Source organism: Coraliomargarita parva (genome assembly GCF_027257905.1).
GTDB classification, from domain to species: Bacteria; Verrucomicrobiota; Verrucomicrobiia; order Opitutales; family Coraliomargaritaceae; genus Coraliomargarita_A; species Coraliomargarita_A parva.
The window spans coordinates 305,305-327,949 of sequence record NZ_JAPZEI010000003.1 but is presented as its reverse complement, the minus strand read 5'-3'; the positions used below and the strand labels follow the sequence as shown (position 1 = coordinate 327,949).

16 protein-coding genes are annotated in these 22,645 nt (G+C 54.0%); 8 read left to right on the top strand and 8 right to left on the bottom strand.

Annotation, left to right across the window (positions count from 1 at the left end; genetic code table 11):
* The first annotated feature begins 1 nt into the window (after window position 1).
* From O2597_RS05775 to O2597_RS05765, 3 genes are all read left to right on the top strand, one after another.
* Window positions 2-724, top strand: coding sequence for an SGNH/GDSL hydrolase family protein (locus tag O2597_RS05775; RefSeq protein WP_269523312.1), 723 nt, complete (start codon window positions 2-4; stop codon window positions 722-724).
* Between the two features lie 129 nt (window positions 725-853).
* Window positions 854-1,735 carry a hypothetical protein gene (locus O2597_RS05770; protein WP_269523311.1) on the top strand — a complete coding sequence of 294 codons (882 nt, stop codon included), beginning with the start codon at window positions 854-856 and terminating at the stop codon, window positions 1,733-1,735.
* Between the two features lie 324 nt (window positions 1,736-2,059).
* Window positions 2,060-2,941, top strand: coding sequence for a PEP-CTERM sorting domain-containing protein (locus tag O2597_RS05765; protein WP_269523310.1), 882 nt, complete (start codon window positions 2,060-2,062; stop codon window positions 2,939-2,941).
* Window positions 2,942-2,958: 17 nt separating this feature from the next.
* Here O2597_RS05765 and O2597_RS05760 read toward each other — a convergent pair whose 3' ends face one another.
* Complete coding sequence (locus O2597_RS05760) at window positions 2,959-3,765, bottom strand: IclR family transcriptional regulator (RefSeq protein ID WP_269523309.1); 807 nt, start codon at window positions 3,763-3,765, stop codon at window positions 2,959-2,961.
* 311 nt (window positions 3,766-4,076) lie between these two features.
* Here O2597_RS05760 and O2597_RS05755 point away from each other — a divergent pair, with 311 nt between their 5' ends.
* Complete coding sequence (locus tag O2597_RS05755; protein WP_269523308.1) at window positions 4,077-7,031, top strand: glycosyl hydrolase family 28-related protein; 2,955 nt, start codon at window positions 4,077-4,079, stop codon at window positions 7,029-7,031.
* Between the two features lie 96 nt (window positions 7,032-7,127).
* On the opposite strand, the gene O2597_RS05750 is transcribed toward O2597_RS05755, so the two are convergent.
* Window positions 7,128-8,753 carry an SGNH/GDSL hydrolase family protein gene (locus O2597_RS05750; protein WP_269523307.1) on the bottom strand — a complete coding sequence of 542 codons (1,626 nt, stop codon included), beginning with the start codon at window positions 8,751-8,753 and terminating at the stop codon, window positions 7,128-7,130.
* Between the two features lie 255 nt (window positions 8,754-9,008).
* Between O2597_RS05750 and O2597_RS05745 the strand changes: the two genes are divergently transcribed.
* Complete coding sequence (locus O2597_RS05745) at window positions 9,009-11,096, top strand: GH92 family glycosyl hydrolase (RefSeq protein WP_269523306.1); 2,088 nt, start codon at window positions 9,009-9,011, stop codon at window positions 11,094-11,096.
* A gap of 8 nt (window positions 11,097-11,104) precedes the next feature.
* On the opposite strand, the gene O2597_RS05740 is transcribed toward O2597_RS05745, so the two are convergent.
* The gene (locus tag O2597_RS05740; protein ID WP_269523305.1) at window positions 11,105-11,959 is read right to left on the bottom strand and encodes a helix-turn-helix domain-containing protein; all 855 of its coding nucleotides are present in this window, start codon (window positions 11,957-11,959) and stop codon (window positions 11,105-11,107) included.
* A 152-nt stretch (window positions 11,960-12,111) separates the two neighbouring features.
* Here O2597_RS05740 and O2597_RS05735 point away from each other — a divergent pair, with 152 nt between their 5' ends.
* Window positions 12,112-13,011 (top strand): PEP-CTERM sorting domain-containing protein, encoded by a 900-nt coding sequence (locus O2597_RS05735; protein ID WP_269523304.1) that lies wholly within the window; start codon window positions 12,112-12,114, stop codon window positions 13,009-13,011.
* A 128-nt stretch (window positions 13,012-13,139) separates the two neighbouring features.
* On the opposite strand, the gene O2597_RS05730 is transcribed toward O2597_RS05735, so the two are convergent.
* Window positions 13,140-14,135: a LacI family DNA-binding transcriptional regulator gene (locus O2597_RS05730; protein WP_269523302.1), complete on the bottom strand. Its 996-nt coding sequence runs from the start codon at window positions 14,133-14,135 to the stop codon at window positions 13,140-13,142.
* Window positions 14,136-14,200: 65 nt separating this feature from the next.
* Between O2597_RS05730 and O2597_RS05725 the strand changes: the two genes are divergently transcribed.
* Window positions 14,201-15,586, top strand: a complete 1,386-nt coding sequence (locus O2597_RS05725) for a hypothetical protein (protein WP_269523301.1) — start codon at window positions 14,201-14,203, stop codon at window positions 15,584-15,586.
* A 201-nt stretch (window positions 15,587-15,787) separates the two neighbouring features.
* On the opposite strand, the gene O2597_RS05720 is transcribed toward O2597_RS05725, so the two are convergent.
* Window positions 15,788-17,581, bottom strand: a complete 1,794-nt coding sequence (locus tag O2597_RS05720; RefSeq protein WP_269523299.1) for a sialate O-acetylesterase — start codon at window positions 17,579-17,581, stop codon at window positions 15,788-15,790.
* Between the two features lie 90 nt (window positions 17,582-17,671).
* Complete coding sequence (locus tag O2597_RS05715) at window positions 17,672-18,439, bottom strand: PEP-CTERM sorting domain-containing protein (protein ID WP_269523297.1); 768 nt, start codon at window positions 18,437-18,439, stop codon at window positions 17,672-17,674.
* Between the two features lie 136 nt (window positions 18,440-18,575).
* Here O2597_RS05715 and O2597_RS05710 point away from each other — a divergent pair, with 136 nt between their 5' ends.
* A complete protein-coding gene (locus O2597_RS05710; protein ID WP_269523295.1) occupies window positions 18,576-19,625 on the top strand; it encodes a LacI family DNA-binding transcriptional regulator in 1,050 nt (349 codons plus the stop codon).
* Window positions 19,626-19,840: 215 nt separating this feature from the next.
* On the opposite strand, the gene O2597_RS05705 is transcribed toward O2597_RS05710, so the two are convergent.
* Window positions 19,841-20,800 (bottom strand): pentapeptide repeat-containing protein, encoded by a 960-nt coding sequence (locus tag O2597_RS05705; RefSeq protein ID WP_269523293.1) that lies wholly within the window; start codon window positions 20,798-20,800, stop codon window positions 19,841-19,843.
* A 105-nt stretch (window positions 20,801-20,905) separates the two neighbouring features.
* The gene (locus O2597_RS05700) at window positions 20,906-22,636 is read right to left on the bottom strand and encodes an NHL repeat-containing protein (RefSeq protein WP_269523291.1); all 1,731 of its coding nucleotides are present in this window, start codon (window positions 22,634-22,636) and stop codon (window positions 20,906-20,908) included.
* Window positions 22,637-22,645: the final 9 nt, after the last annotated feature.

The following is a 22,645-nucleotide window of genomic DNA, read 5'->3' as shown; positions in this document are numbered from 1 at the left end:
GATGAAAAGGAAGCAAATCGCCGCTATTCTCGTCAGTGTCCTAGCCCTAAATGCCATGACTTTACCGGCCGTTCCGACTCAGCTCCTGACAAATCTGGAACAGGGGAAACAGCAAACCGTCGTCACCTACGGCACCAGTTTGACCGACAAGGGCAAATGGGTGCCGGATCTGACTGAAGCACTGAAGACACATTTCCCCGGACAAGCCACCGTTGTCAACAGCGGCGGCTCCGGCCAATGGTCCCAATGGGGCCTTGCCCATCTGGAGGAGCGCGTCATCAGCAAGAACCCGGACACGGTGTTTATCGAATTCTCCATCAACGACGCAGTGGCCCGATTCGGGGCCACGGTCGACGATGTCCGGAGAAACCTCGAAACCATGATCGCCCGTATTCTGGAAAACAATCCGGACTGCGAAATCATTCTCATGACCATGACCCCGGGGAATGCTTATCCCGAAGGTCACCGTTCCTACCGTAAGGACATCGAGGCACATTACGAAATGTACCGCCAGGTGGCCCGCGAGCGAGGCTTCCTCCTGATCGATCACTACCCGCGCTGGAAGCAATTGCAGGCGGAAACTCCGGAACGCTTCAAACGCTACGTCCCGGACTCGATTCACCCCATCCCGGAAGGCTGGGATGCCATGGTCACGCCCTACATTTTCGAGGCAATCGGCTTGAAAGCGCCAGAGCATGGCAACTTCCCCAGTCCTGGACGCTAAACAGATGCATTCCTGGTCCTGAAACTTGAGCAAAAGTCTGGACATCGAACGGCTTGAATCAGACACTAGTGTGGCATTTACTACAGTAAATGCTCCATTCCCCGTCTTCGATTCTACGTAGCCTTTACAATGTCTATTTTTAAACATGTCAGCACACTGACGGCGGCTTCCGCATGTCTTTTTTTGTCCACCTACCAAAGCAGTCACGCCGAACTTATTGCCTATGAAGGCTTTGAAGACTATAATCCCGGAGACGGATTGGCGGGCATGACCAGCACAAACGGAGGCACCGGTTGGTCCTCTGCCTTTTCCGTCACTTCTACAGGAGGCGGTTTTCCTTCTGCCACCAGGAATATCGACTACAGCAATGGTTCAATCAACGTGGACGGCGGTAATACCAGCTACTACTCAACTGGAGACAACAGTAACTATTATTTGAATCGAACTTGGAGCGGTGGCGTGGATCTCACTCAAGGATCTGGAAACGCACTCTATGTCAGCTTTCTCTGGCAGACCCGCACCGGCGAAAGTCGACCAGCCGGCGATGGAACCACTAATAGTTTCTTTCAAGTTATTTTCAGCGAAAGCACGAGTACCAATACCTATTTTTATGGGGTCATTAACCGCTTTGTCACGGACGATCATTATTGGCAGGCACGCTACAACAACGTTGCCAACACCGGCCCAAGCTCCACTTCCGATCAGGTTTACATGGTCGTGATGAAACTCGAGAGCGGTAGCATTTCACTCTACCTCAATCCAAACAGTAATTCGGAAGGCAGTCCCACAGTCACTCAGACCGGTGTTCAACTCACCGGCACCAATTGGGACTCGGTGGATACAATCAGCTTCCGGCAGGCCGTGGGCGCATCCAATTGGAATATCGATGAAATCCGCATCGGAACAAGCTTTGCCGACGTCATCGTGGTACCGGAAGTCAGTAGCTTTGCCGCAGTGCTCGGCCTGCTATCATTGGGCCTCGTAATCAACCGACGCCGCGCCTCCAGCTAGCGATCCGCAACTGAAGTTGCCTCTGAATGTATTGAATGAGCAAGTCTTCCTTGCTCATTTTTTTGTGCACTGATCCGGAGACTCGAATCAGGTCATACTCCAAGAGGCCCCTGCTTCTCGCACTCCCAGATCTCAAGAGGAGGCGGCTTTACTATATACAGCTATTGCATCCGACTGCCCCACTCACAGTAGCTCTGCCGGCAGACTGTCAGACCTTTGTTGCAGCCTGAAAAAGAGTGTGACTCGCACGACAAAAACTTGACAAACTGCCACCTCCTATCTCTATATAAGAGACGTTCTAATCGACTCGAAATATAAAACCTCATGAAAATCGTTACCACAGCACTGATCTCCAGCTCCACACTACTCCTTGGACTCAATTCGGCTCAGGCCGTACTCCTCGCCTATGACGGCTTCGAAGACTACGACACTTCCAGCACATTCGAGACTTTGACGTCCAGTAATGGAGGCACCGGCTGGACGGACAGTTTTGCAACGACACAAACAAATACTGGATTTGTGAGCGGTGCTCGAAATATTGATTATAACAGCGGAGCCATCCAAATAGATGGTGGCACACGGTCACTGTTTTCCACCTATACCAACAGCTCCATGTCCATTGACCGCTCATGGTCAACGGGCGTCGATTTGAGCGCTGGCTCCGGCAACGCACTCTACGTCAGTTTCCTTTGGCAAACACGCACCGGAGATACTTCGGCTGAATCCGATGGGACCAACCCCGGCTTTTTTCAAGTCACGGTGGGTGAAGGCGCTGGCGATACGACTTATGGTGTCATAAACCGACAAAACACCGGTCTTGATCCGGTTGACTGGCAGTGGCAGGCACGCTACGCCAATAGCAGCAACACAACCGATGGCCCCACCTCAGTCGTCGATGACGTTTACTTTGTCGTCATGAAGATCGAAAGCGGATTAACTTCGGTCTTCATCAATCCCACATCGACTACCGAAGGCACACCAACCATTACCGAAAGCGGGAACCAGCTGGACAGTAGTTGGGATGCGGTCGACTCGATCACTATTCGACAAGCCTTAGGGAGCACAAATTGGAACTTTGACGAATTGAGAATTGCCACCACCTATGAGGAAGCGGTTGCTGTTTCTGTTCCTGAACCAGCGACCTACGCAAGTATTCTGGCGGGACTCTGCTTATCACTCGCAGCCATCAGACGGCGGAGAAAATAGATCAACTAGACCCGTGTTCAAACCACTCCCAGAGGATGCCATGCCTCCTCTGGCTCATGCAGAGATTCATGCCGTTCAACCAGCGCAGCCTCAATCTCCAAGCAGGAACGTTTCAGCGCACTGAGTTGCTTGCGGCCATTACTTCCTTCAGGAAAATTAGCTAAGGCAACTGCCGCCACCACCTTACCTTCCTGGCGAATCGGATAGGCTTCGGTAATCTTATCCGGTTTTCCATGATACGCGTGACGACTGAAGCCTTCAATCCGGATTTGATGTAACTCATCTTTCAAGCCTTTCAACCCACCGTACCCGCTCAGATCCCGCTTTCCATAAAGCGCATCGACCTGGGTGTCGTCCAGTTCAGCCAGAAGTACACGGCCAATACTTGAATCCAGTGCGGGTACAGGCTGTTTAAAACCGATCGCCTGCACGATATCGCTACCGGGAAAATGATAGTAAAGGTAACTGACCATATCCTTCCATAGAACCCCATAGGCCACAATACACTTGTAACGATTCAAAGATTCAAGCACCGGAAGAGCTGGCCGCAAAATGCCCGAGGCGTAGAGACTCTGTGCCGCCAAGACATGAAAACCACTCCCCACGGAAAATTTCCGGTCCGCCGTTTGACGGGCAATCCCCATCATCACCAGAGTCTTTAAAATACGATTCGCCCGGTTACGATCGATGCCCATGACTCGCGCCACTTCCGCGTTCCCCAAGGGGCGCGCCGATGAAGCCAACCACTGCAAGCATTCGATGCCAGCAATGATACTGTTGTTCGGCTGGGAAAACGATTTCTCCGAGGTCGTATTGTGGCTCATATTTCTAAGTAGTGATAAAAATCTTCAAAAAGCTAGCTCTCGCAAACTACAGGGGCAAAGTAAATTTTACGTTGAGCGTGAAGGACTTCTGGAGATGCACAATCTGTATTTACTTCCATAATAGGCTTCAAATAGACGCCAGGGACTCCTACGCCACACCAGTTTGATAAAGAGATCAATCGGTGCTTAGGACTGCCTTTAAAGAAGCGTATACCAAGCGTATAGCTCTACTTTCATCGTCTGTTTTGTAGATTCAAAATCTCTGCGGATGTGCCGCTTGCGCATCCCACTTCACCCCATATCTACCTCACATGCAAAAAACAAAACCGAATAGATTCGGGCTGTTTCGGCGTGCACTGCCCCCATTGGTCTTGTGCGCAGCCAGCCCCATCGCCCTGCTGGCCAGTACACCACTGGTATTCACACATACCAAACATGCATTACCCGGAGATGTCATCATCCTGCAAGGAGCCGACTTTATCCAAGGCAGTGATTTGCCGGAAGTCTGGATTGATGAAATCACCGGTGACAGCGATGCCCCGACGACCGAAATACGCATGCCCGAAGTGCTCTCTTACTCAGAGAGTTTCATTCATGTCCGCATCCCGTTTTCTCTGAATGAAGGGCTCTATGCTGTCACCGTCCAATGCGGGTCCGACCAGAGCGATCCAGTCTGGATTAACAAGGCCGAGCCTTGGCAAATCCTGGATCTGGCAGGTACAGAGATTGATCCGAACCGTTCGTTTCGAATCTCCGGTTGGAACTTGGACCTGGACGGAGCGACGCCTCAGGTCTGGTTCGAAGACACGGCAAGCCTCACCCGGACTGCCGGGATTGTGAGTGACCAGAACCGCGCGAATTTGGCCTATGTGACTGCCCCCTCGTCGCTCGAACCGGGAAAAGACTACAAGCTAATAGTCAGCAATGGCTATGGAGAGAGCTATGGAGAATCCGACGGTCCGACATTGAGCTGCATTCCCACTCCGGTCGATGCACTCAACCTGGGCGTGCCCTGGGCAGATGACTTTGCCTTTGCCGGCACAAACGTCTACGATGTGACCAGTGACCCACGACTGACCAGCTATGCCGCGGGCGATGGCATCACGGATGACAGTGCCGCGATACAAGCGGCCTGTGATAAAGCCACAGCCGCAGGCGGCGGCTGCGTTTATCTGCCAGCCGGCACCTATTTGCTTGGTTCCGATTTAAGACCCAAACAAAATGTCGTGCTTCGTGGAGCCGGGATGGAGAATACGACCCTCGTCGGAAATATTGCGCCTTACATCGTCCACAGCACCCTGGGAACCACATTCTACAATGGAATCATGGAGTTGACTGTCACCGGTGGACGCGTACGGATGCACAGCTTCCAAGCCAATTCCGGCCCAGTGTTTTTCGTACGTGCAAGGGTGGATCATGAAGCCGGAACAGGACTTGATGTCCGGGGCATCAAAACACACTTGCTCGTTAAAGACAGCGAATTGATCACCCGAGCCATCGATAAGAAAGGCGTCTATGAATGCCTGGAATCTCAAAATATCCTGTTCCAAAACAATTACGTCCAATGGTCGGACGGACGACTGGAGGCAGGCAGCTGTAACAACATGCAAATCGACGCTTGCACCTTCGCGCGCACAGTCGAAACCGACGGTGTTTTGCTCGGATACGGCGGCTGGGAAGTCTCGAACTGTGATTATCTCTCCATTCTGGATAGTGAATTTATAAAGCTAGGAGAAGGTCCGATACCGGACGGCAACGATAGTGAAACAATACTGAATCAATACATCCCACGCTTTGGGGCTGGTTATCTCACATCTGCCACATCAACCACTATAAGTGATACGAGCGAAAGCTGGATAACAGACGAACTCTCGGATGCCGGAGCTTATGCGGTCATTATTTCGGGTCCCGGAGCCGGACAGTGGCGTCAAATCAGTTCAAACACATCCGATACCATTACCGTATCCCCCGCCTGGGAGGTGACACCAACCAGTACCTCGGCCTACACCATCACAAGACTCGACACAAACTGGTTGATCGCAGGCAATACCTTCAACGACTGCAAGCGTACGATCATGCTCTACAGCTGCAGCATGACCGATGTGGCGATTGTCGACAACGACCTGATCAACTGTTTCGAAATCAACCTTCGATCCGATCAACGTTTATTCGACACGCCCCACTCCCGCTTCAATGTCTTCCGTAACGTACTGCTCGATAACAATGAGCAGCTCAATACAAACGGAGTATATCCGGTCCAATTGAGCTGCGTACAAGTGGTACCCTCCTCGAGCGAAAGTATTATTGGCAACGGGTTCTGGGATGTCGTGGTGCGCAATAATGCGATCGATACAATACGTCCTAACCAAACCGGATCGAACAAATACGGTGTTTACGGGGAAGGCTATTTTGCAATTGGAATCGGATGGGGAGACCATGTGGGCCCCGCTGGTTTACAGGGCATCGTCTTCGACAAATGTACCGCTTATGATTTAGATACCGCCTTTCACATCGATACCGGAGCCGTGCAAACAACCTTTTGGAAACCGGTCACGGACAACATCGGAACGCTGGTGGAAAACGAAATTGAGGATGGCGCGACAGAGGGAGCGACAGAATCCAGCATCATAGAGTTCTCTAAACTCTACATCAACAGCTGGGACCCGCAATTGAATGTCTCCATCGACATGGACCCCATCACACCTGTCAACTTCTTCGACTGGTTGGAATTCGGCACGGGAACCACTACGACCGGCCAGTTCACCATAAGCGACAGCAATAGCGGCAATGCCGCAGCCCAAGGCGGTTTCATTGAATTTGAAACGCTTGCCGGCTATAATTATGCCCCGGGCAATGCCCATGGCCCGGATAACTTCGAAGAGGTTGTCGCCTCACTCAACACCTTGCCGGCAGGGACCTACACCTTGCGTCTGGGTTTCGACTACGCCAGCAACTTCACGGACGATCGCTATGTAAAGTTCCTGATTCACAGTGACAACGACAACAAGGACAGTGGCGGAAACGATCGCTGGGAATATGGGGGCGGCACCATAAGCTCAACCAACGACCTCCATAGCTTCAGCCATTTCCAAACCGATTACACCATCACGCTGGTGGAGCCGACAGAACCGGCACCGCGCCCCGAGGGCAGCTTTGAAGTAGGCAAGCTTACCGGCTTCAGCATTCGCTTCTATCAGGACGCCCGGCAGACCGGCAATCCGGATCTCTACCTGCGAATCGACAATCTGTCGCTCGATCTGCTTTAGAGTGTGAACCAGCTCCCCGAAGGAATGATACCTTCGGGGAGCTTATGCATCGGTTTACATCGCTGCCGCTTAAGAACCAACCAGTCTGCAGACAGATCACTCACTCCCGAGATCGAGCGCCATCCTGGCAGTCGTCGGAAGATTTTTCGGAACGATACTGTAGCTTAGATCATTCAAGTCATCACCCTCCAGACCAATCATACCAACCTCAAGCTGCCATTGCCATTGAGAGAAATTAGTCTTGAAGGAGAGTAGATTCCACCCTTTCCGTACCGATGACTCGAAAAGCTGTCCTCGGGCTTTGCTTGTATCGCCCGAATAAATACTGTCTCCGTTAAGCCAAACCTGCGAGTAACTGACACCCGCGAAGCCGGGACGGGAAACCGTCAATCGAACCGGACGGGCATGCTCGCTATAAATCCAACGCAGTCCATAGCCGATTTCTCCAGGGCGGAAGTAAGTGACTTGAGCGAAGTCGACGACTGCGGGATCCCCGTTCCCGCCATAGTTCACATTGCCGATAAATCGATCCCACTTGAGCGGCTTCCCCGGCTCAATTTCTCCATTCGTCAAAAGCAGATCCAGCCCCTCGCCCGTCCGCACAGCCATGTCGGAATCCAGTGCGCCCTTGTTCGGGTCATAGACTCCTTGGCTCCACCCAAACCATCCCTTGTTCGCCGTCGCCAAAAGCCAAGGCGCAGGAATCGACACCTCGCATGTTTCTTCCCCCGAGCGGATCTCAAATGGGTTGACGCGCTTCGCGAGTCGCGCGGTCAGTTCGAAACGGTACACATCCTTGGACGATGCCAAAAGATCGCATCGCCAGCCATCCGGAAGCTCCACTCGGGCGACACCATTTTGAGCGTATACCGTCAACTCGAAGACAGCCTCATCCGTCAATACATCGGACAATTTTGGCTCAAGTTCGTAGGAAATTCCGGACGAATCCGCCGGAACAGCCTTTTCCAGCATCAATGTCGCCGCCTCGGCCTCACCGAAACCGCGCAACATGCCTGCCGCGATCATAGGATGTCCATATCGGTTTGGATGCACCTGGTCATGCGAGAAATGAAAGTCCGGCTTTAGACGTCGCCCGGCGGCCAGTACCTCCCATGCGGTTTCCCGGGTCGGAAGAATGAGACAATCCTCTTCCTCAGCCAAAGCCTTCAGAGCTACAACCATCCGGTCCATCGCCAGGTTCTTCGGTGAATTCGTATCTTCAGTGCAAGGCGTCGGGGTGGCCAAGGCCATCACCCGCGGCGAACTCCGTTCCCGCACGGCTTGAAGCAGGCCCCGATACTGCGCTTTCCACTTCTCAATCCCCGCATCAGTATTAGCTAGGTGTGTGGAAAGCACATCGTTCATCCCTAACATAATAACAACGACATCGGCATGCTTGTCCAACTCGACGCCAACCTGGTATTTTTTGACATCAAGTGTGCCCGTTTTCTTTTCCCGACTGTTCTTCTCGATATTTCGCCAGGAACCCACGGTGTGTCCGCTGCCCCCCAGCGGTATGATCGTCTGCGCATTGCTGGCATCAACCGCTTTCAGGGCATCACGAATCAACCAAACCCAGCCGTGTTCATTCCCGCCCCCCTGACCGGTGATACTATCGCCAATGAAGACAATACGGTCCTCCGGCTGGAGTATTTTCGCGGAAAGCGATCCTGCCCAGAGAACAGAACAAACAAGACAAAGAAATAGAGTATACAGGCGCATGTAAGAAAAATGCCCCAACGAAGCATTAAAACAATTCACAGGCGAGTATTCACTTTGAAACAGTTTCTCCTGCCGAATATCTTCTCCTAACTGAGTTCGGATGAAGCAGGAATTGTAGCCGCCTCAGCGTGCCTCGGCGTAACAAACCCGTAGACGGCTCCCCAAGGTGGTATAACATTCACTTTGATACAAATTGTAAGCAGTATACTATTTGTATGAACTGCATCGGACCATTTCTTCAGGTTCCACAGAAACATGCCCTCCATCAATCCACACATCGGCACCGGTGAACGGGGCAACTGTCTCATCGGTCCCTGCCTGCCGTTTGGCCTGGTCAAGATCGGTCCCGACATCCGCTATCCGCAGCCCAACTCCGGCTACCGTCCCGGCAAGCCCATCATCGGCTTCTCCCACACCCATATCGCCGGAACCGGCGGGGCTGCCCGTTACGGGAACATCCGTATCATGCCACTCGCCAAGCCACCGAGGCAGATACCGGTACCGCCTTTCTACTGCCTTCCCGCCACCAACAGCCACTGGTCAATTCCGACTTCGGAAAACGCCTCTCTCGGCGAGTATCGCTGCCAGTTCAAAAACGGGATTTCAGTCGCACTCACTTGCACCCGGCATGTGGGCATCCACCGCTATCATTTCCCGCAAGGCAGCAATCCCCAATTGCTACTTGATATCTCTGCCATCCTGCAAGCGGGCACGGCACCCGCCGGGCAAGCCCCTTACGCGGAAGACTGGGAACTGGAGGGGTGCTGCCGTGCTGCCGAAGTATGCATAGCGGACGCGCACACACTCTACGGATGGGCCGAGCACCAAGGTGGCTGGGGGCATCTGGAGCGCAACCGTGTTTATTTTTACCTGCGCAGCCGCACGGCATTCCTCAACGAGGGCATCGTCAATCAGGACGGCGTTCAAAAGAGCCGAACAGGCTCCGGCTCCCTGCTGCGCACCCTACTGTCATTCAGCTCGAAAACCGTCGAACTGGAAGTCGGCATTTCCTTTCATTCGATCGACCAGGCGAAACATGCGGTGGAGAATGAGTCGGCCGGACGGGACTTTGCAAGCATCCGTGAAGATGCCCGCAAGGCCTGGCAGCCCTGGATTCAACGAATCGAGGTCGAAGGCGGCAATTTAGACCAGCAAACCTTTCTGAAAACCTCCCTGCTTCGACTCTTCACCCAGCCCGTCGACCTACGCGGCGACGGCGGCAGCGGCTTGACCGACATTTGCTGCCTCTGGGACAGCATTCGCAACGCCAACTCCCTGCAGCACCTGATCGCACCTGAGTTTTCGGCCGACCTGATGAATAGCCTGCTCGATAATGCCGATTCCAGCGGATGGCTACCCGATGCCCACCTGGCCGGGCATACCGGGTACCAGCAAAGCGGATGCTGCGCCGAGATCTTGTTTTCCGAAGCGGCACGTAAGGGCGTAGCTGGTGTCGATTATCGACGCGCCCTCCTTGCCTGCCAACGCAATGCGGAAACGCCCTCTCCCGATCCACGCTACTACGGACGCTATCTGGATGATTACGAGCAGCTCGGTTACCTCACCACCAATGTGCCCAAAGGTGCCGTCAACCGGCATATCGAATACAGTTATCAGGACTGGTGTATCGCCCGCCTGGCCGAACATCTGGGGCAACCCGACATGATGAAACATTTCGACACGAAGGCGCGCCGGCTCTGGAACCTCTGGCATCCGGAAAAGCGGCTTTTCCTGCCCCGGGATCCGTCCGGGGACTGGATCCCGGTTGAGGAACCGGAAACCCAGTCATGGGACGGCTGGAACGATCCGTACGCTTACGAAAGCTCCCTAGCCCATTGGTCCTTCTGTGGCCTGCACGACATCACCGGTCTGATTGAGCGGCATGGTAGCCCCAAGGCTTTCAGTCACCACCTTGACGGATTTCTGGCCCGACATCCAAAGATCGAGAAGGAAACCCGGATGATCCTGCCCCACCTCTACGCCTTCGCAGGTCGTCCGGACCGTACGGCACATATGGTGGCGAACAGCCTGCGCGAGAATTATTTGAATCATCCCGACGGCATGCCCGACGACGAAGACATGGGCTGCCAAAGCGCTTACTACATCTGTAATTCGATTGGGCTGTACCCCATTTACGGGCAGACCCTGTACTCGCTCGTCCCCCCGGTATTCGAAAAGTCCCTACTACATTATGGCGAAAGCGGCAAAGAACTGGAAATCCGGCGCAAGGGCGAGGGATCGGCCATCCAAAGCATCCGCATTAACGGCAGAACTCTGGAGAGCACCCTGATTGAGCATCAGGCGATTGAGGATGGGGGCATTCTGGAGATCACGGTGAGCTAGCACCTGATTCACTCCGTCATCTGTCGAAGCTTTCGCGGAGAGACACCAAAACGTTTTTTCACCCATACCGAGAAGTGTGATAAAGAGCTAAAACCGAGATCATAGCTGATCGCTTTGATGCTCCGACTGGTTTCCTGTAAGGCATTCACTGCCAAACGTTTTTTTCGCGTTTCCCAATACTCGGCAATCGTCATCCCCAAGTGCCCGACGAAAAGACGGTTCAACTGGGTGACACTCAAACCGACGAGTTCGGCAATCTGCTGCTCGGTAAAAGTCTCCTGCGTATTGCGGCGATCCATGATACTCGCGGCTGAAGAGACACGCTCGTCGAGTTGTGTCGCTAAAATCGGTTCCAGCCCCTGATTCAGCATGGTTTTGGCATAGGCAACCAACCAGGCATAAAAAAGACGTTGCTGGTCCAGAAAGGTATCCAGTTGTTGCGGCATGCGCTCAAGTGTCGCCGTCTCGAAAGAGATCCCCTCGAACAGACGTGCCAAGCGTTCGCCGAGACTGCTCAGCGACTTGGCACAGTCCTGTGGAATCTCAACCGTCTTCGAACGGTTGAAGAGAGGTGTGCCCTCCTTCCACTCGACAATAAAGCGCACGCTCAGCATGACTGCGTCCTTCGAAAAATGCTGCATGCCCTTTTCATGCTTCGGAAAAATCCAGCAGCCGGCCTGGTACGACTCCCGATGGTTCGCGAACTCCAGTGTGACCGAGCCATTCCGGATAAACCAGGCAACGACACCTTCGGGCCGATAAGCGCTGTGAAGGAAGTGCTCACGCACCGGACCATCATAGGCCCAGATCAGCCGCGTCGTCAGTTCATTCCAATTTTCAACGAGTGGTTTGGTGGCAGTCATCCCTCGAGGCCAGACCGAATCCAGCGAGCTCAATGATAAATTTATAAAAGTTTTTGTATAAATTAGACTACCGTCTGGATTTGTCAACCCAGGCTGCAACGCCATCAATGATAGTATCTCAAATAAACAACCCCGAATCCACCCAATACACGATGCGAAATCAAATCTACTTCACAAGCTTCCTCACTCTCCTGGGCTTAGTCACTTCAGCCGCGAGATCACAGGCAGATGTACTCATCAATGACAGCTTTGATGTGGGAGCATCCCCCACACTGGCCGACGACGGCGACGACCCAAACGACACAAGCTGGACCGCGGTCGCCGGCTACACCTCAACCGCGCTCAGCACGACCGATCAGTTGGGCTCTGGCAACTCACTCTATGGGAATGTCGGCGGCCAATCGGTTAACTTGCTGAAAACAACTTTCACAGAGCAAACCCTCAGTCAAGTCGGAGCCAGCCTCAGTGTCAGCTTCGATTATCGCACGCAAAGCACTCTAAGTTCAGGTAATTCATATGTTCCGGCTTTCGGGTTTTACGACTCAGATGGAGGCACCTCATCCAGCAACTCATTGGCACCCGATGGCTTTGAAGGCTATTTCGCACGCGTGGATTATGATCGCGTCTTCCTACAGGGAGAAACCGGGCTCGATCATCTCTCTGTGGCGGGCAGCGACGTCTTTGACCAAGCCAACCAATACTACACCGACATGGCTGGCACTGTTGGGAATTTCGACGGCTCAGAACGGAATTTCACCTTTACGATCACCCGTATCGCCGACACGGGTGCCGACGGCTTTGACGACATACAGATGACCATAACCGGTATCGACCCGACGAATTCCACAAACAACTTTTCTTTTTCATCGATCTCAAATGTGACGAGCGCACAAGACTACGAGTTTGATATGCTTGGCATACGCTCCAGGGCTGCGAACTATTGGATCGACAACATCGTGGTCACTAGCTCGATCCCAGAGCCGAACACCTTTGCCTTGTTCGGAGGCAGCCTCGCCCTCGGCGCCGTCATGTTGCGTCGCCGCAGGAAGTAAGCACGGAGGCCGACGTTGTAGCCGCCTCAGTCTCGGAGGAGGCCGTAGGATCCTAGCCCGCCCCTTGCGTTAAGAGGCACCAATCGCGCCAGAGACTGGCGCGGCTACAACGCATACCCGCTCACCGATCACACATGCCTCCACTGCCCTTGAAGTTGGGACAATTTCGGCGACTCGGGAATCCCATAGCTTTGTCGCAGTAAATGATGATGCAGCACACGCATACCTTCCGCCCCAATGGCGGCTCGGTTCAGTGAAAGATGCGTCAACGATCGCAGCTCGGGCTTGAATTGAATCGCATAATCGTTGAGCAATAAGAAATTCTCCCGGGCGAAGGGCCAAGCCTCCAGCAGTTCCTCATGAATGGTCAAGAGACCATCAACCTTCTTCGAACGACACCATTTCTCAAAGTCATCTCGACTGTCAGGATCAGTCTGATAGCACAACTTGGACTGCCCCTCGATCCCCGCCAGATAGCCCCCCATCCAGCGGTGGCCGGTGCGTGACTCATAGGCCCCACCCACCGCAAATCCGATCCGACCGCATCCGCGTCCCCGGAGGATACGACAGGCGGCAAAAGCCCCCTGAAAGTAGTCCATGGCCACCGCATGCATGGCTGGCTTGTGCACCAAAGCGCCCAAGGAAACCGCCGCAAAGCGATCCCAGGCCCAACCGCTGAAATCCGACTCATGATCGGAGGGCCCCAGTAAGAGCCCCCGAACCCCTCGATGATAGAGCACCCTCTGCAACTGGCTTTGCGCTTTTTGCGTCTTCGGCATGCGCTGCAACTCGATTCGATAACCATAAAAGCGCGCTTCAGCCTGGGCTCCTTCAAAAACGCCTCGACTGTATTCAGTCCCATCACAATCCAGAAAGACCAAAGTGCTGCCGTCCCCTTTCCCACCGCCTACTGTTCGATAAGCTGACAAGGCCGATAAAAGAGGATCCGGGTGATAGCCGAGTTCTTCGATCAAAGCCAATACCTTTTGCCGTGTCGCCACCTTCACGGTCGGTTCCCCACGCACCACCCGCGACACTGTCATGCGGCTCACCTTCGCTACCTGAGCGACGTCCGCTAAAGTCGCCCGCTTCCCCTCTATCTTCGCTGCAGTAGAATCCGCCATGGAATGTTACTGTTACCATTTTGGCTGGCTTTTCAATGCAGAACTCAGTCGCATGCTAGTCTCACATGGAAACAAAACTCCCCCTGAACTTCTCCGGCGTCGTGCCTTCACTGGCACAAGTCGCCGACTTTGGCCCCCCCCGAACCGAGATTGGTATCGGTTGCCTCATGCCCTGGCAGGACAAGTTGTATGTGCTGAACTACAGCTCCCACCGGGCAGAAACCGGGACAGGCACCGGACTGCGCGTGATCCATGCGGACTTTCAAATGACGCAGCATCCGGACGCGGTCGACGGCACTTATGCCAACCGCTTCACACATGCCCCCTCCAGCCAATTGGTCATCGGACCGCACATCATCGATACGGATCACAATGTCCGCACCGTGAAAGAGCTGATCGACATTCGACTCTGCGGCACCGCAACCCACCTGACGGATCCCGACAATCTCGTGTACATGTTGGGCATGGAAGGTGAACTCTTCGAGCTCAACGTCCACACACTTGAAACCAAACACCTCTTCGACCTGACCAAGGAGCTCGGTACACCGGGCGAAGGTAGCTGCCACTTCAAGGACTGCTACTGCAACCATGGCCGACTCGTCATCGTGAACAACGATTATGAGGAAGGTGACTTCAAAGGTGAGCGTAAAGAAGGCACTCTGGCCGAATACGACGGTGAAAAGTGGACCGTGCTGGAGCGCAAGCCCTTCGTCGCTGTTAACGGACTCGGCTACTTTGGCAAAACCATCTTCGCCTCCGGCTGGGACCGTGCCTCCGCCATCCTCAAGATCTACACCGCCAACGACGACACTTGGCGCACTTACCGTCTGCCCAAGGCCTCCAGTTGCTGGGATCACAAGTGGCAGACCGAATGGCCGCGTATTCGTTCCACCGAGCATGAGCGTCTGCTCATGGACCACCATGGCATGTGGTATGAACTCTCTCCCTGGGCCTACGAAAACCAATACTGCGGCATTCGTCCGATTTCGACCCACCTCTGGGTGCACGGCGACTTCTGCTCCTGGAAGGGCCTCTTTATCGTCGGGGCCGACAACACCAGTTTCGAAGGTGGCGGCAATCTGCAAAGCGCCGAACCTCAATCCGGTCTCTGGATCGGCAAGACCGACGACCTCTGGAATTTTGGCAAGCCTAAGGGCTGGGGCGGCCCCTGGTGGGAAGATACTGTCGAGGCCAGCACACCGTCGGACCCGTTCCTCATGACCGGATTCGACCAAAAGGTGCTGCATCTGAGCCACACTTCAAAGGAAGCTGTCACCTTCACTGTCGAAGTCGATTTCCAGGGCAACGGCAGATGGAAGTGCTACACCGAAGTCGAGGTACCGGCAGGCGGCTACACCCCACACGTCTTCCCGCAAGGCTTCTGCGCCCACTGGGTGCGTGTCGTCACCGATAAGAACTGCGAAGCGACGGCGCAGTTCCACTACTCCTAATTCGGAACTGACTTTTTTCACAAAGCCCGGAAGGATTGATTCCTCCGGGCTTTTTTGTGGACCGAGGAAACGCGCCAGGGACTGGCGCGGCTACAACAAACGATCACTGAGGTGTAGCAGCCACAGTCGCTTAGACTCCTCCGAACATAACGAACGCACCAGAGGTGCCATACACTGAAGTGCCTTCTCAATTGATGCCCCTTACTCCAACTCCATCGAAAGCCGCATAAACAAACGCTCGTACCCGATGCGGGACTTCTGGGCGACGACTTCATTCAGACTCCGTTCGACGGTCAGGCCATCGCTGAACCACTGCACTAAATTCTCCGACCACTCCGGGAGATAGGCGATGTCCTGACGTAGGAGCGGTGCAGTCACAGAAAGAACCGTTTCCAGAACTTCGGCAACCGGCTCTTCCAAGGTACCTCCATGGTCGATGCCAAGGGCATATTCGGTCAAGTTATCCAGTCCATTGCCATCCGCATCTGCTGTCGGCAAGGCGTCATCTCCACTGAGGCCGTTGCCGCTCGTCCAGGCATCGAAATCTTCGACGCCCGGAAAAGCCGCGGCAAAGCGCTCGCCAAGCGTCGCAATCCCTGCCGCATCGTAATGCAGGTTGTCTCCCTGCATACTGAGGTCATCCGTATCGAACCAAGTCGCATTTCCCTGCCCCTCGATCACGGTTTGCTGCGCAGTGCGCACCGTACCGGCATAAGTCCCGCTGGCCGTGCGAATCAAGGCGCAGACCGTTAGCATGTCTGAAGTGTCGTAGCCCCAATCCGTCAGTTGGGAATTCAGATCGGCGAGGAAGGTGGAGAAATTATTCTCGTAATTCGCCGCACGCGTCGCATTCGCCGCATCCGTCTCCCCCTGCAGCCAGCAGCCCCCCCGTACACGGATAACATAGCCCATGGTTTCCAGTCCTTCCAAGGCACAGGCAACTTCGCTCCGCCAGTGCTTCCACCAGGTTCCACAGGAGGTCGTATTCCAATCGACATCCAGTGAGGTACCCCCATCACTGACCTTGATAATCGCCACTCGATAGCCCTTATCCACCAACTCGCGCGAAAGGCTAATTTCCGGTCCATAATATCCCGATGCCAGAGGCTGCACTGTGGTGAAGGCGCCCCCGGAATCCACGTCGCTGGAAGCCGGCCCATCCGTACGATAGTAGAACAAGCACTCGTCGTCCCGAGAATCATGGATGTAATCCGTGGTGACTCGACCGGACATGTTGCTTTGCCCGGCAAGCAGGAAGACATCCACGACCCGGCTCGTCACTTCTACGGACTCCGAATCCACCGGAGCTTGCAGTTCAAAGTCTACCAGTGAACAGGTACCCGAGACAATATACAGTCCGGCTCCCGTCAGAACTGGAGGCGAACTGTACGTATAGGACAGGCTTTCAGCGTCCGAAGGGGCCAAATCCATTTGCACACCGCCAAGGTAGGCATCGAGTTTCCATGACTCCGTACTGCTGGTGGTCAGCACGAGTCGTACCTCATAGTCCGTTTGGCTTTCGGTAAAGAGGCTGTTGTTGCCTCCACTGGCAATCGCCGGCTCTGCCCCCATATCATAGAAGGCCCAGCTGCCGCTTCGCCCGAACTCCAAAAATCCACGGGTCTCCAGATTGTTCGGTCGTCCGGTGTTATAGGTATCGGCAGTGGTCAAAGCAAGACCACCTCCCGGCGTGGCACTCCCCGAGGCATAGACCACATCCATGTGAAGTGTAACCGTATAGACTTGATCGTCCTCACATTCGATCGGCAACCAGGCCGAGGCATGCCCGGTCGCACAGGAACCATCTGCATAGATATTCGATGCCGACTGCCACTGTTCGTTGGATGGACGAACATCCGGGGCAAAGGCATCGAGATTCGCCGGCGCGGCCGGACCATTGAAATCGTCCGAGTAGAAGACACCCGCTTGCACGGATGTAAGCGTCAGGAGTATCAGCGCTAAAAACCCAAACAGAATACGTAGATCTTCTTTCATGTATGTGAAATTGGGATACGGGACACTGGCCTGAAAGAGTGAAGGCGCAGTGAACACTACGCCTTCAAAACATTCGCCTGCCCGTTTTTTTTAGGCCAGTCGGCGACGCAGCATCACGGCAGCAAAGGCCAGAAAGCCTCCAAGCAAGGCATAAGTACCCGGCTCAGGAATCGTAGCCAATACGAAATTTTCAGCAACAAAGGTTGCGGAATGATAGCCCATACCAATACCGGTAAAGGACATCGCGCCACCAAAGTCGTAGAGCAATCCAGCTGCCGCACCATTCAGATCCAGTTGGGTCCCCGAAATGGAATCGCCCCCCGCATACGCTGCCAGCGTCCAGTTGGCCGCAGTGGTGTCCAGAACCAGAGTGATCTCGTAGTTATCCTGGCTGCTGGAAAAAAGTTCATTATTTGCCGCAAGAGTCAGATCAGTGGCATCGTTATTCGGACCTGCTTCGAAGATCGCACCACCGCCACGATAGATGGCAAGAATACCGTAAGTGTTTTGCGTGCTTCCCATTATATTTCCTGAATTGAAGGGATCATTCTCCGTAAAGCCAAAATAGACAGGAGTGGTACTACTCGCTTGATAGGCGATATCGCTGGCCAGCGTGGCGGAGTAGATCATGCCATTCTGGAAAGCATAAGGCAGCCAGGATGTCGTGCTGACAGAAGCGATCGAACCATCGGCATTCAGGTTCGAAGAAGTCCAGGTTTCACTACCGGGACGCACATCGGGGGCGACGCCATTCAGTGAGGTCGCAGCACCATCAAAATTGTCCGAGTAGATCACTTCGGCCTGTGCAACACTCAGCGTGAGGCCGGAAAATAAAAGGGCATGGGTCAGGTTTTTCATGATATTCTTTAAAACATTCGGGGGTGATACTTCTGAGTGGATGGCTGCTCTTTTCTTCAAATTTGGAAATTGGAACAATATGTTTTACATGTTACACGTAGCATTTAAACGCAGAATCAGCTTCAAAAAGTAAACGATGAGCGCCGCCAAAACAGTCACCATGCAGCAAATCGCGGATGCAGCCGGGGTCTCCAAGATGACGGTATCCCGAGCGCTGAAAGACCATCCACACCTCGCAGATGCCACGAAGCAGCGGATCCGGAAGATCGCCGAAGACATGGGCTATGCGCCCCACCCCTACATCAGTGCGCTCATGAGCCATCGAGCCCGCACATCCACGACAGAAAACCGAATTCCCTTGGCAATCTTCCATTTCGCCGCTGAAGCGAGCACCCGCCGTCATCTTTACTTCCAAGGCATCGAAGCACAGGCCCATAAACTCGGCTACAAGCCGGAGCTTTTTCATTATGCTCCGGAAAAAATCAGCCCGGATCGATTGCGTAAAATTCTAATATCAAGAGGCATCCGTGGTATCATACTCATGCCGGCCATACGCAGCTTTGAAAAACTGGATTTCAACTTCGACGGTTTTGCCGCGATTGCAATGGGCCATACCATCGCGTCGCCCCCACTCCCCCGAGTCGGCAGTGATGTCCAGGCAGGTGTCTTTCTAGCTTTGGAAAAGTTGCTGGAGAAAGGCTACAAGCGCATTGGCCTCATCAATACGGAAACCGTCGACCGGATGTCCCGCTACATGTATGTCGCTGCCCTGACCGCCTTCAAAAACTACAGCCCACGCAAGATGTATCTGTGCAATTGGAGCATACCGCAAGTGGGATCGGACATATCCCCCACATCGATTCGTCAATGGGTGGAACGCAAACAACTCGATGCGGTGATTAGCTCCAGCTTCGATATGGATCTGTATCTCTTGCTAAAGACGGCCGGATTTAGAATCCCGGAATCACTTGGCTATGTTCATCTCATGCGACATCCAGATGAAGCGGTCACCCGAGTGAACCAACCGGAGCAACTGATGGGGATCAAAGCGGTCAACCAAGTAACCGCGGCGATCAACCAAAACGACTTTAGCACAACGCAGTCTCCTTACCTGATCGGGCTCGCCCCGGAATGGCATGAGGGGCGGACGCTGCGATCCGACGCTGATACCCTTAAGGCGCGCTAGGGATAGCACGCCTTAGCCTGCAACTGAATTCATACCGCCGATCATGGTAGGGATCGTTATCCTTAACGATCCGCCGACACAGATCACACCGCAGGATGAATCAAAAATCCAAAAACCCACCCTGCATCACGGACTACTCCGCAGCGCCGCGCGAGGGATCGCACGCCCGACCTTTTGCGTTCCCCAAAACAGAAACTGTCTGTCCGATGAACAGCTTAAGCATGAAGACGGCGGCGAAGCATCACGCCCGCAAACGCTAGAGCCCCACCCATCAGGGCAAAAGCAGCCGGCTCGGGAACCGGGGAATAAGTCCAGCCAGCAGCCACAGGGTCAAAAGTCCCGCTCTGGGTGGTAAAGATGGTATTGTCATCGTAGAGGGGCGCCATGCCCTCATCCCAAGTCAAACTCTCGATCCAATTCGAGAAATTGACACCGGTAAAATCGGTACCACGGAAATCAGTGAGATTCGCCACCGAATTACGAATCACCGAACCGATGCCATCGGTCTTGATAAAACTCGCATTTTGGAAATTCACCCCGGACAGGTCAGTGCCTTCCAGGTCGATTCGCAGCGTTGCGCCGGAAAAATTCGCGCCCGACAAGCTCGGCAGGCTCCCGGATGAAACACTGTCACCGGCATAGATCGTCGCCCCGGAAAAATTGGTACTGCTACTGAATGTCGCGTTCTTTAGGAAATCGGTGGTGGAACCGACATCGATCATCGCCCCCGAGAAATCGGCCCCGGAAAAGTCGGCCTGCTTAAACATTTCCAGTCCAGTTGTAAGCGTAAAACTGGCACCGCTGAAGTTGGCATTTGTAAACTTGGTTTGCTGGAACACCTGAAGGCCGGATGTACTGGTAAAGTGAACACCACTCCAATTCGCACCGGTAAAATTAACCAAGCGAAAGTTCTGATTATCCAAATTGCTGAAATGAGGCGTTACCGTCGCACCAGAGCCGGACCATGATGTGTTGCTCAAATTGCTGGCACCGCTGCCACCAAAAAAGTGAGTGCTGCCCAAATCAGAAGCCGCCGCCGACAAACTTTCACCGGAAAAGTCCTGTCCCGTATAGATTGTATCCACATCGATGGTGGTCAGGGCTGAGAGATTCGATACAGTTAGAATGGCAAGCGAAAGTAGACGATTCCGGGGTAAGAATGGGGTACGATTCATACATTTTGACATAGCCAAAATCAGTTAAACTGACAGGCATACGGTATACATACACTCTCGATCATTCGTCGACGAGCCGCATAGAACAATTGGCCGATCAGCCAATTATTGAGACGAAGTGGACAACTTGACGATACGCTGGTTGCCCCAATCGATCACAACCGCACGACTCCCGGCGGCATCGATTCGCTGCGGCTGCTCCAACGGCGTTTTAAGGACCGCGGCACCGTCAAACGCATCCAGATAGGCCGGAACATGTCCCTCCAGACGAAACAGGACGATACGGTTATGACTCGTATCGCACACCCACAGCAAATCCTCGGCAATATCGAGATAGATCAGGTCCCCAAAGGGGGTCTCCCCATTCGGCCCCTGATAGGCCTGCATGCGCCCGACCTCCTTGTACGTATTCCCATGTGCAGCCAGAAGAACAATCCCCCTGCCACTGGCCGCCATCAGTTGTCCGTCCGGAGCAAAGGCCAAACTTGTGATCGAAGGATGCTGCTTCTCCAGTTCCAACTTGAATTGGCCGAGGACCTTTTGAACGGCCCCATTGCCGGCGAGTTGAAGCTGTACGCCCTCACCTGCCGCATTCACGACCACGCCGATCTGCCGCTTTCCATCGTTGTCCGGCCTCAAGGCAAAACCGGTTGGATTCTTCGGCAGTTCCTTCACTTCACTGGAGGTGGACTTGCTCTTTTCGTCATAGGACCGATGCATCAAGCGGGGCGATCCCCGGAATAGAAATGGCAGGAGCACCTGTCCGTTCAAGGAAGTTGAGCCCTGCACCTGATCCCAGTCGCGGGAAGCAAAGGCCGTCTCCCCTTTCAATGGAGAGACAGGGCTATCCGGCCAATCCCAGAACCCGGAGTAATACCAGGTACGCCCGCGCTCATCGAGTACCAGGGTCGACGGGAAATGGAGGCCACCCAAGCGACGGACCAGATGAAAGGCCTGCGCTTTCGGATCATACTCGACCAAGTGTATCACGCCGACCGGACCGACGAGCGCGAATCGATTGCCACCCAAGTGGGCAATGCCCCGAGGATAGTGCATCTCACCGTCTTCAGGAAGACTGCCGATAAAATACCCGGAGCTTCCGCCATAGATCACCCCCGGAGACGGTTCGAAATCCAGGTTCCAACGTTGCACCGTCATGTGCCACTGGAACGCGAAGGCATAGCCTCCCGCGATTTGAAAATCTCCGGGAAGCCGGTTCGGCAAGAGGCTACGCTCACTCTCCCCCGTAAAGCGCACCGCTCCATTCAGGACAAGACTCCGATCGGACAAAACGGCTAGGTTCAAGACACGGTCCCCCTCCTCCAAGCGAGCGTACTCGGTGAACGTACCGCTAAGGGGTTCGTAGACCCCGATCCTTCGGTCTTCAGTCACCACCCCGGCCAGTCCATCGACGGAATTCAGGGCTATTTCGAGCACCTTGAGATCCAGTGATTCTGGAGACAGTCCACTCTCCGCCGAGATTGGCAGTCGAGACAACTTATTGCCCAATCGCAATAAGAGCCAATCTCCGACGAGTACCAGGCTACGACTCTCATTACGGGTCACCTTCGCCGGGTAAGTCCCCAACATACGTCCATCCAACGAAAGACGCATTAAGTTATGATCGCCCCCGAAGGACCACAGTACGCCAAAACGATCGTAAGCGAGTCCATGGATTGCCGTCACTTCGTCGAAACCCACGCCGTCATACCGAACCAGGCTTTCGCCATCCATGCCGGAATTGCCAAGAATGCCGTCCAGATGTATTTCTTCATTGGCCAGCCCTAGGTGGAATCCCAGAAGGAGCAAGCTGGTAAGACACAGAAATTGCTTCATCGACATATT

Excerpts from the sequence above, each read along its gene's own strand:
- O2597_RS05770 (WP_269523311.1), top strand. The coding sequence starts at position 854 with ATGTCTATTTTTAAACATGTCAGCACACTGACGGCGGCTTCCGCATGT.
- O2597_RS05700 (WP_269523291.1), bottom strand. The coding sequence starts at position 22,636 with ATGAAGCAATTTCTGTGTCTTACCAGCTTGCTCCTTCTGGGATTCCAC.
- O2597_RS05750 (WP_269523307.1), bottom strand. The coding sequence starts at position 8,753 with ATGCGCCTGTATACTCTATTTCTTTGTCTTGTTTGTTCTGTTCTCTGG.
- O2597_RS05745 (WP_269523306.1), top strand. The coding sequence starts at position 9,009 with ATGCCCTCCATCAATCCACACATCGGCACCGGTGAACGGGGCAACTGT.
- O2597_RS05775 (WP_269523312.1), top strand. The coding sequence starts at position 2 with ATGAAAAGGAAGCAAATCGCCGCTATTCTCGTCAGTGTCCTAGCCCTA.
- O2597_RS05715 (WP_269523297.1), bottom strand. The coding sequence starts at position 18,439 with ATGAAAAACCTGACCCATGCCCTTTTATTTTCCGGCCTCACGCTGAGT.
- O2597_RS05740 (WP_269523305.1), bottom strand. The coding sequence starts at position 11,959 with ATGACTGCCACCAAACCACTCGTTGAAAATTGGAATGAACTGACGACG.
- O2597_RS05730 (WP_269523302.1), bottom strand. The coding sequence starts at position 14,135 with ATGGCGGATTCTACTGCAGCGAAGATAGAGGGGAAGCGGGCGACTTTA.
- O2597_RS05710 (WP_269523295.1), top strand. The coding sequence starts at position 18,576 with ATGAGCGCCGCCAAAACAGTCACCATGCAGCAAATCGCGGATGCAGCC.
- O2597_RS05765 (WP_269523310.1), top strand. The coding sequence starts at position 2,060 with ATGAAAATCGTTACCACAGCACTGATCTCCAGCTCCACACTACTCCTT.
- O2597_RS05725 (WP_269523301.1), top strand. The coding sequence starts at position 14,201 with ATGGAAACAAAACTCCCCCTGAACTTCTCCGGCGTCGTGCCTTCACTG.
- O2597_RS05735 (WP_269523304.1), top strand. The coding sequence starts at position 12,112 with ATGCGAAATCAAATCTACTTCACAAGCTTCCTCACTCTCCTGGGCTTA.
- O2597_RS05705 (WP_269523293.1), bottom strand. The coding sequence starts at position 20,800 with ATGAATCGTACCCCATTCTTACCCCGGAATCGTCTACTTTCGCTTGCC.
- O2597_RS05720 (WP_269523299.1), bottom strand. The coding sequence starts at position 17,581 with ATGAAAGAAGATCTACGTATTCTGTTTGGGTTTTTAGCGCTGATACTC.
- O2597_RS05755 (WP_269523308.1), top strand. The coding sequence starts at position 4,077 with ATGCAAAAAACAAAACCGAATAGATTCGGGCTGTTTCGGCGTGCACTG.
- O2597_RS05760 (WP_269523309.1), bottom strand. The coding sequence starts at position 3,765 with ATGAGCCACAATACGACCTCGGAGAAATCGTTTTCCCAGCCGAACAAC.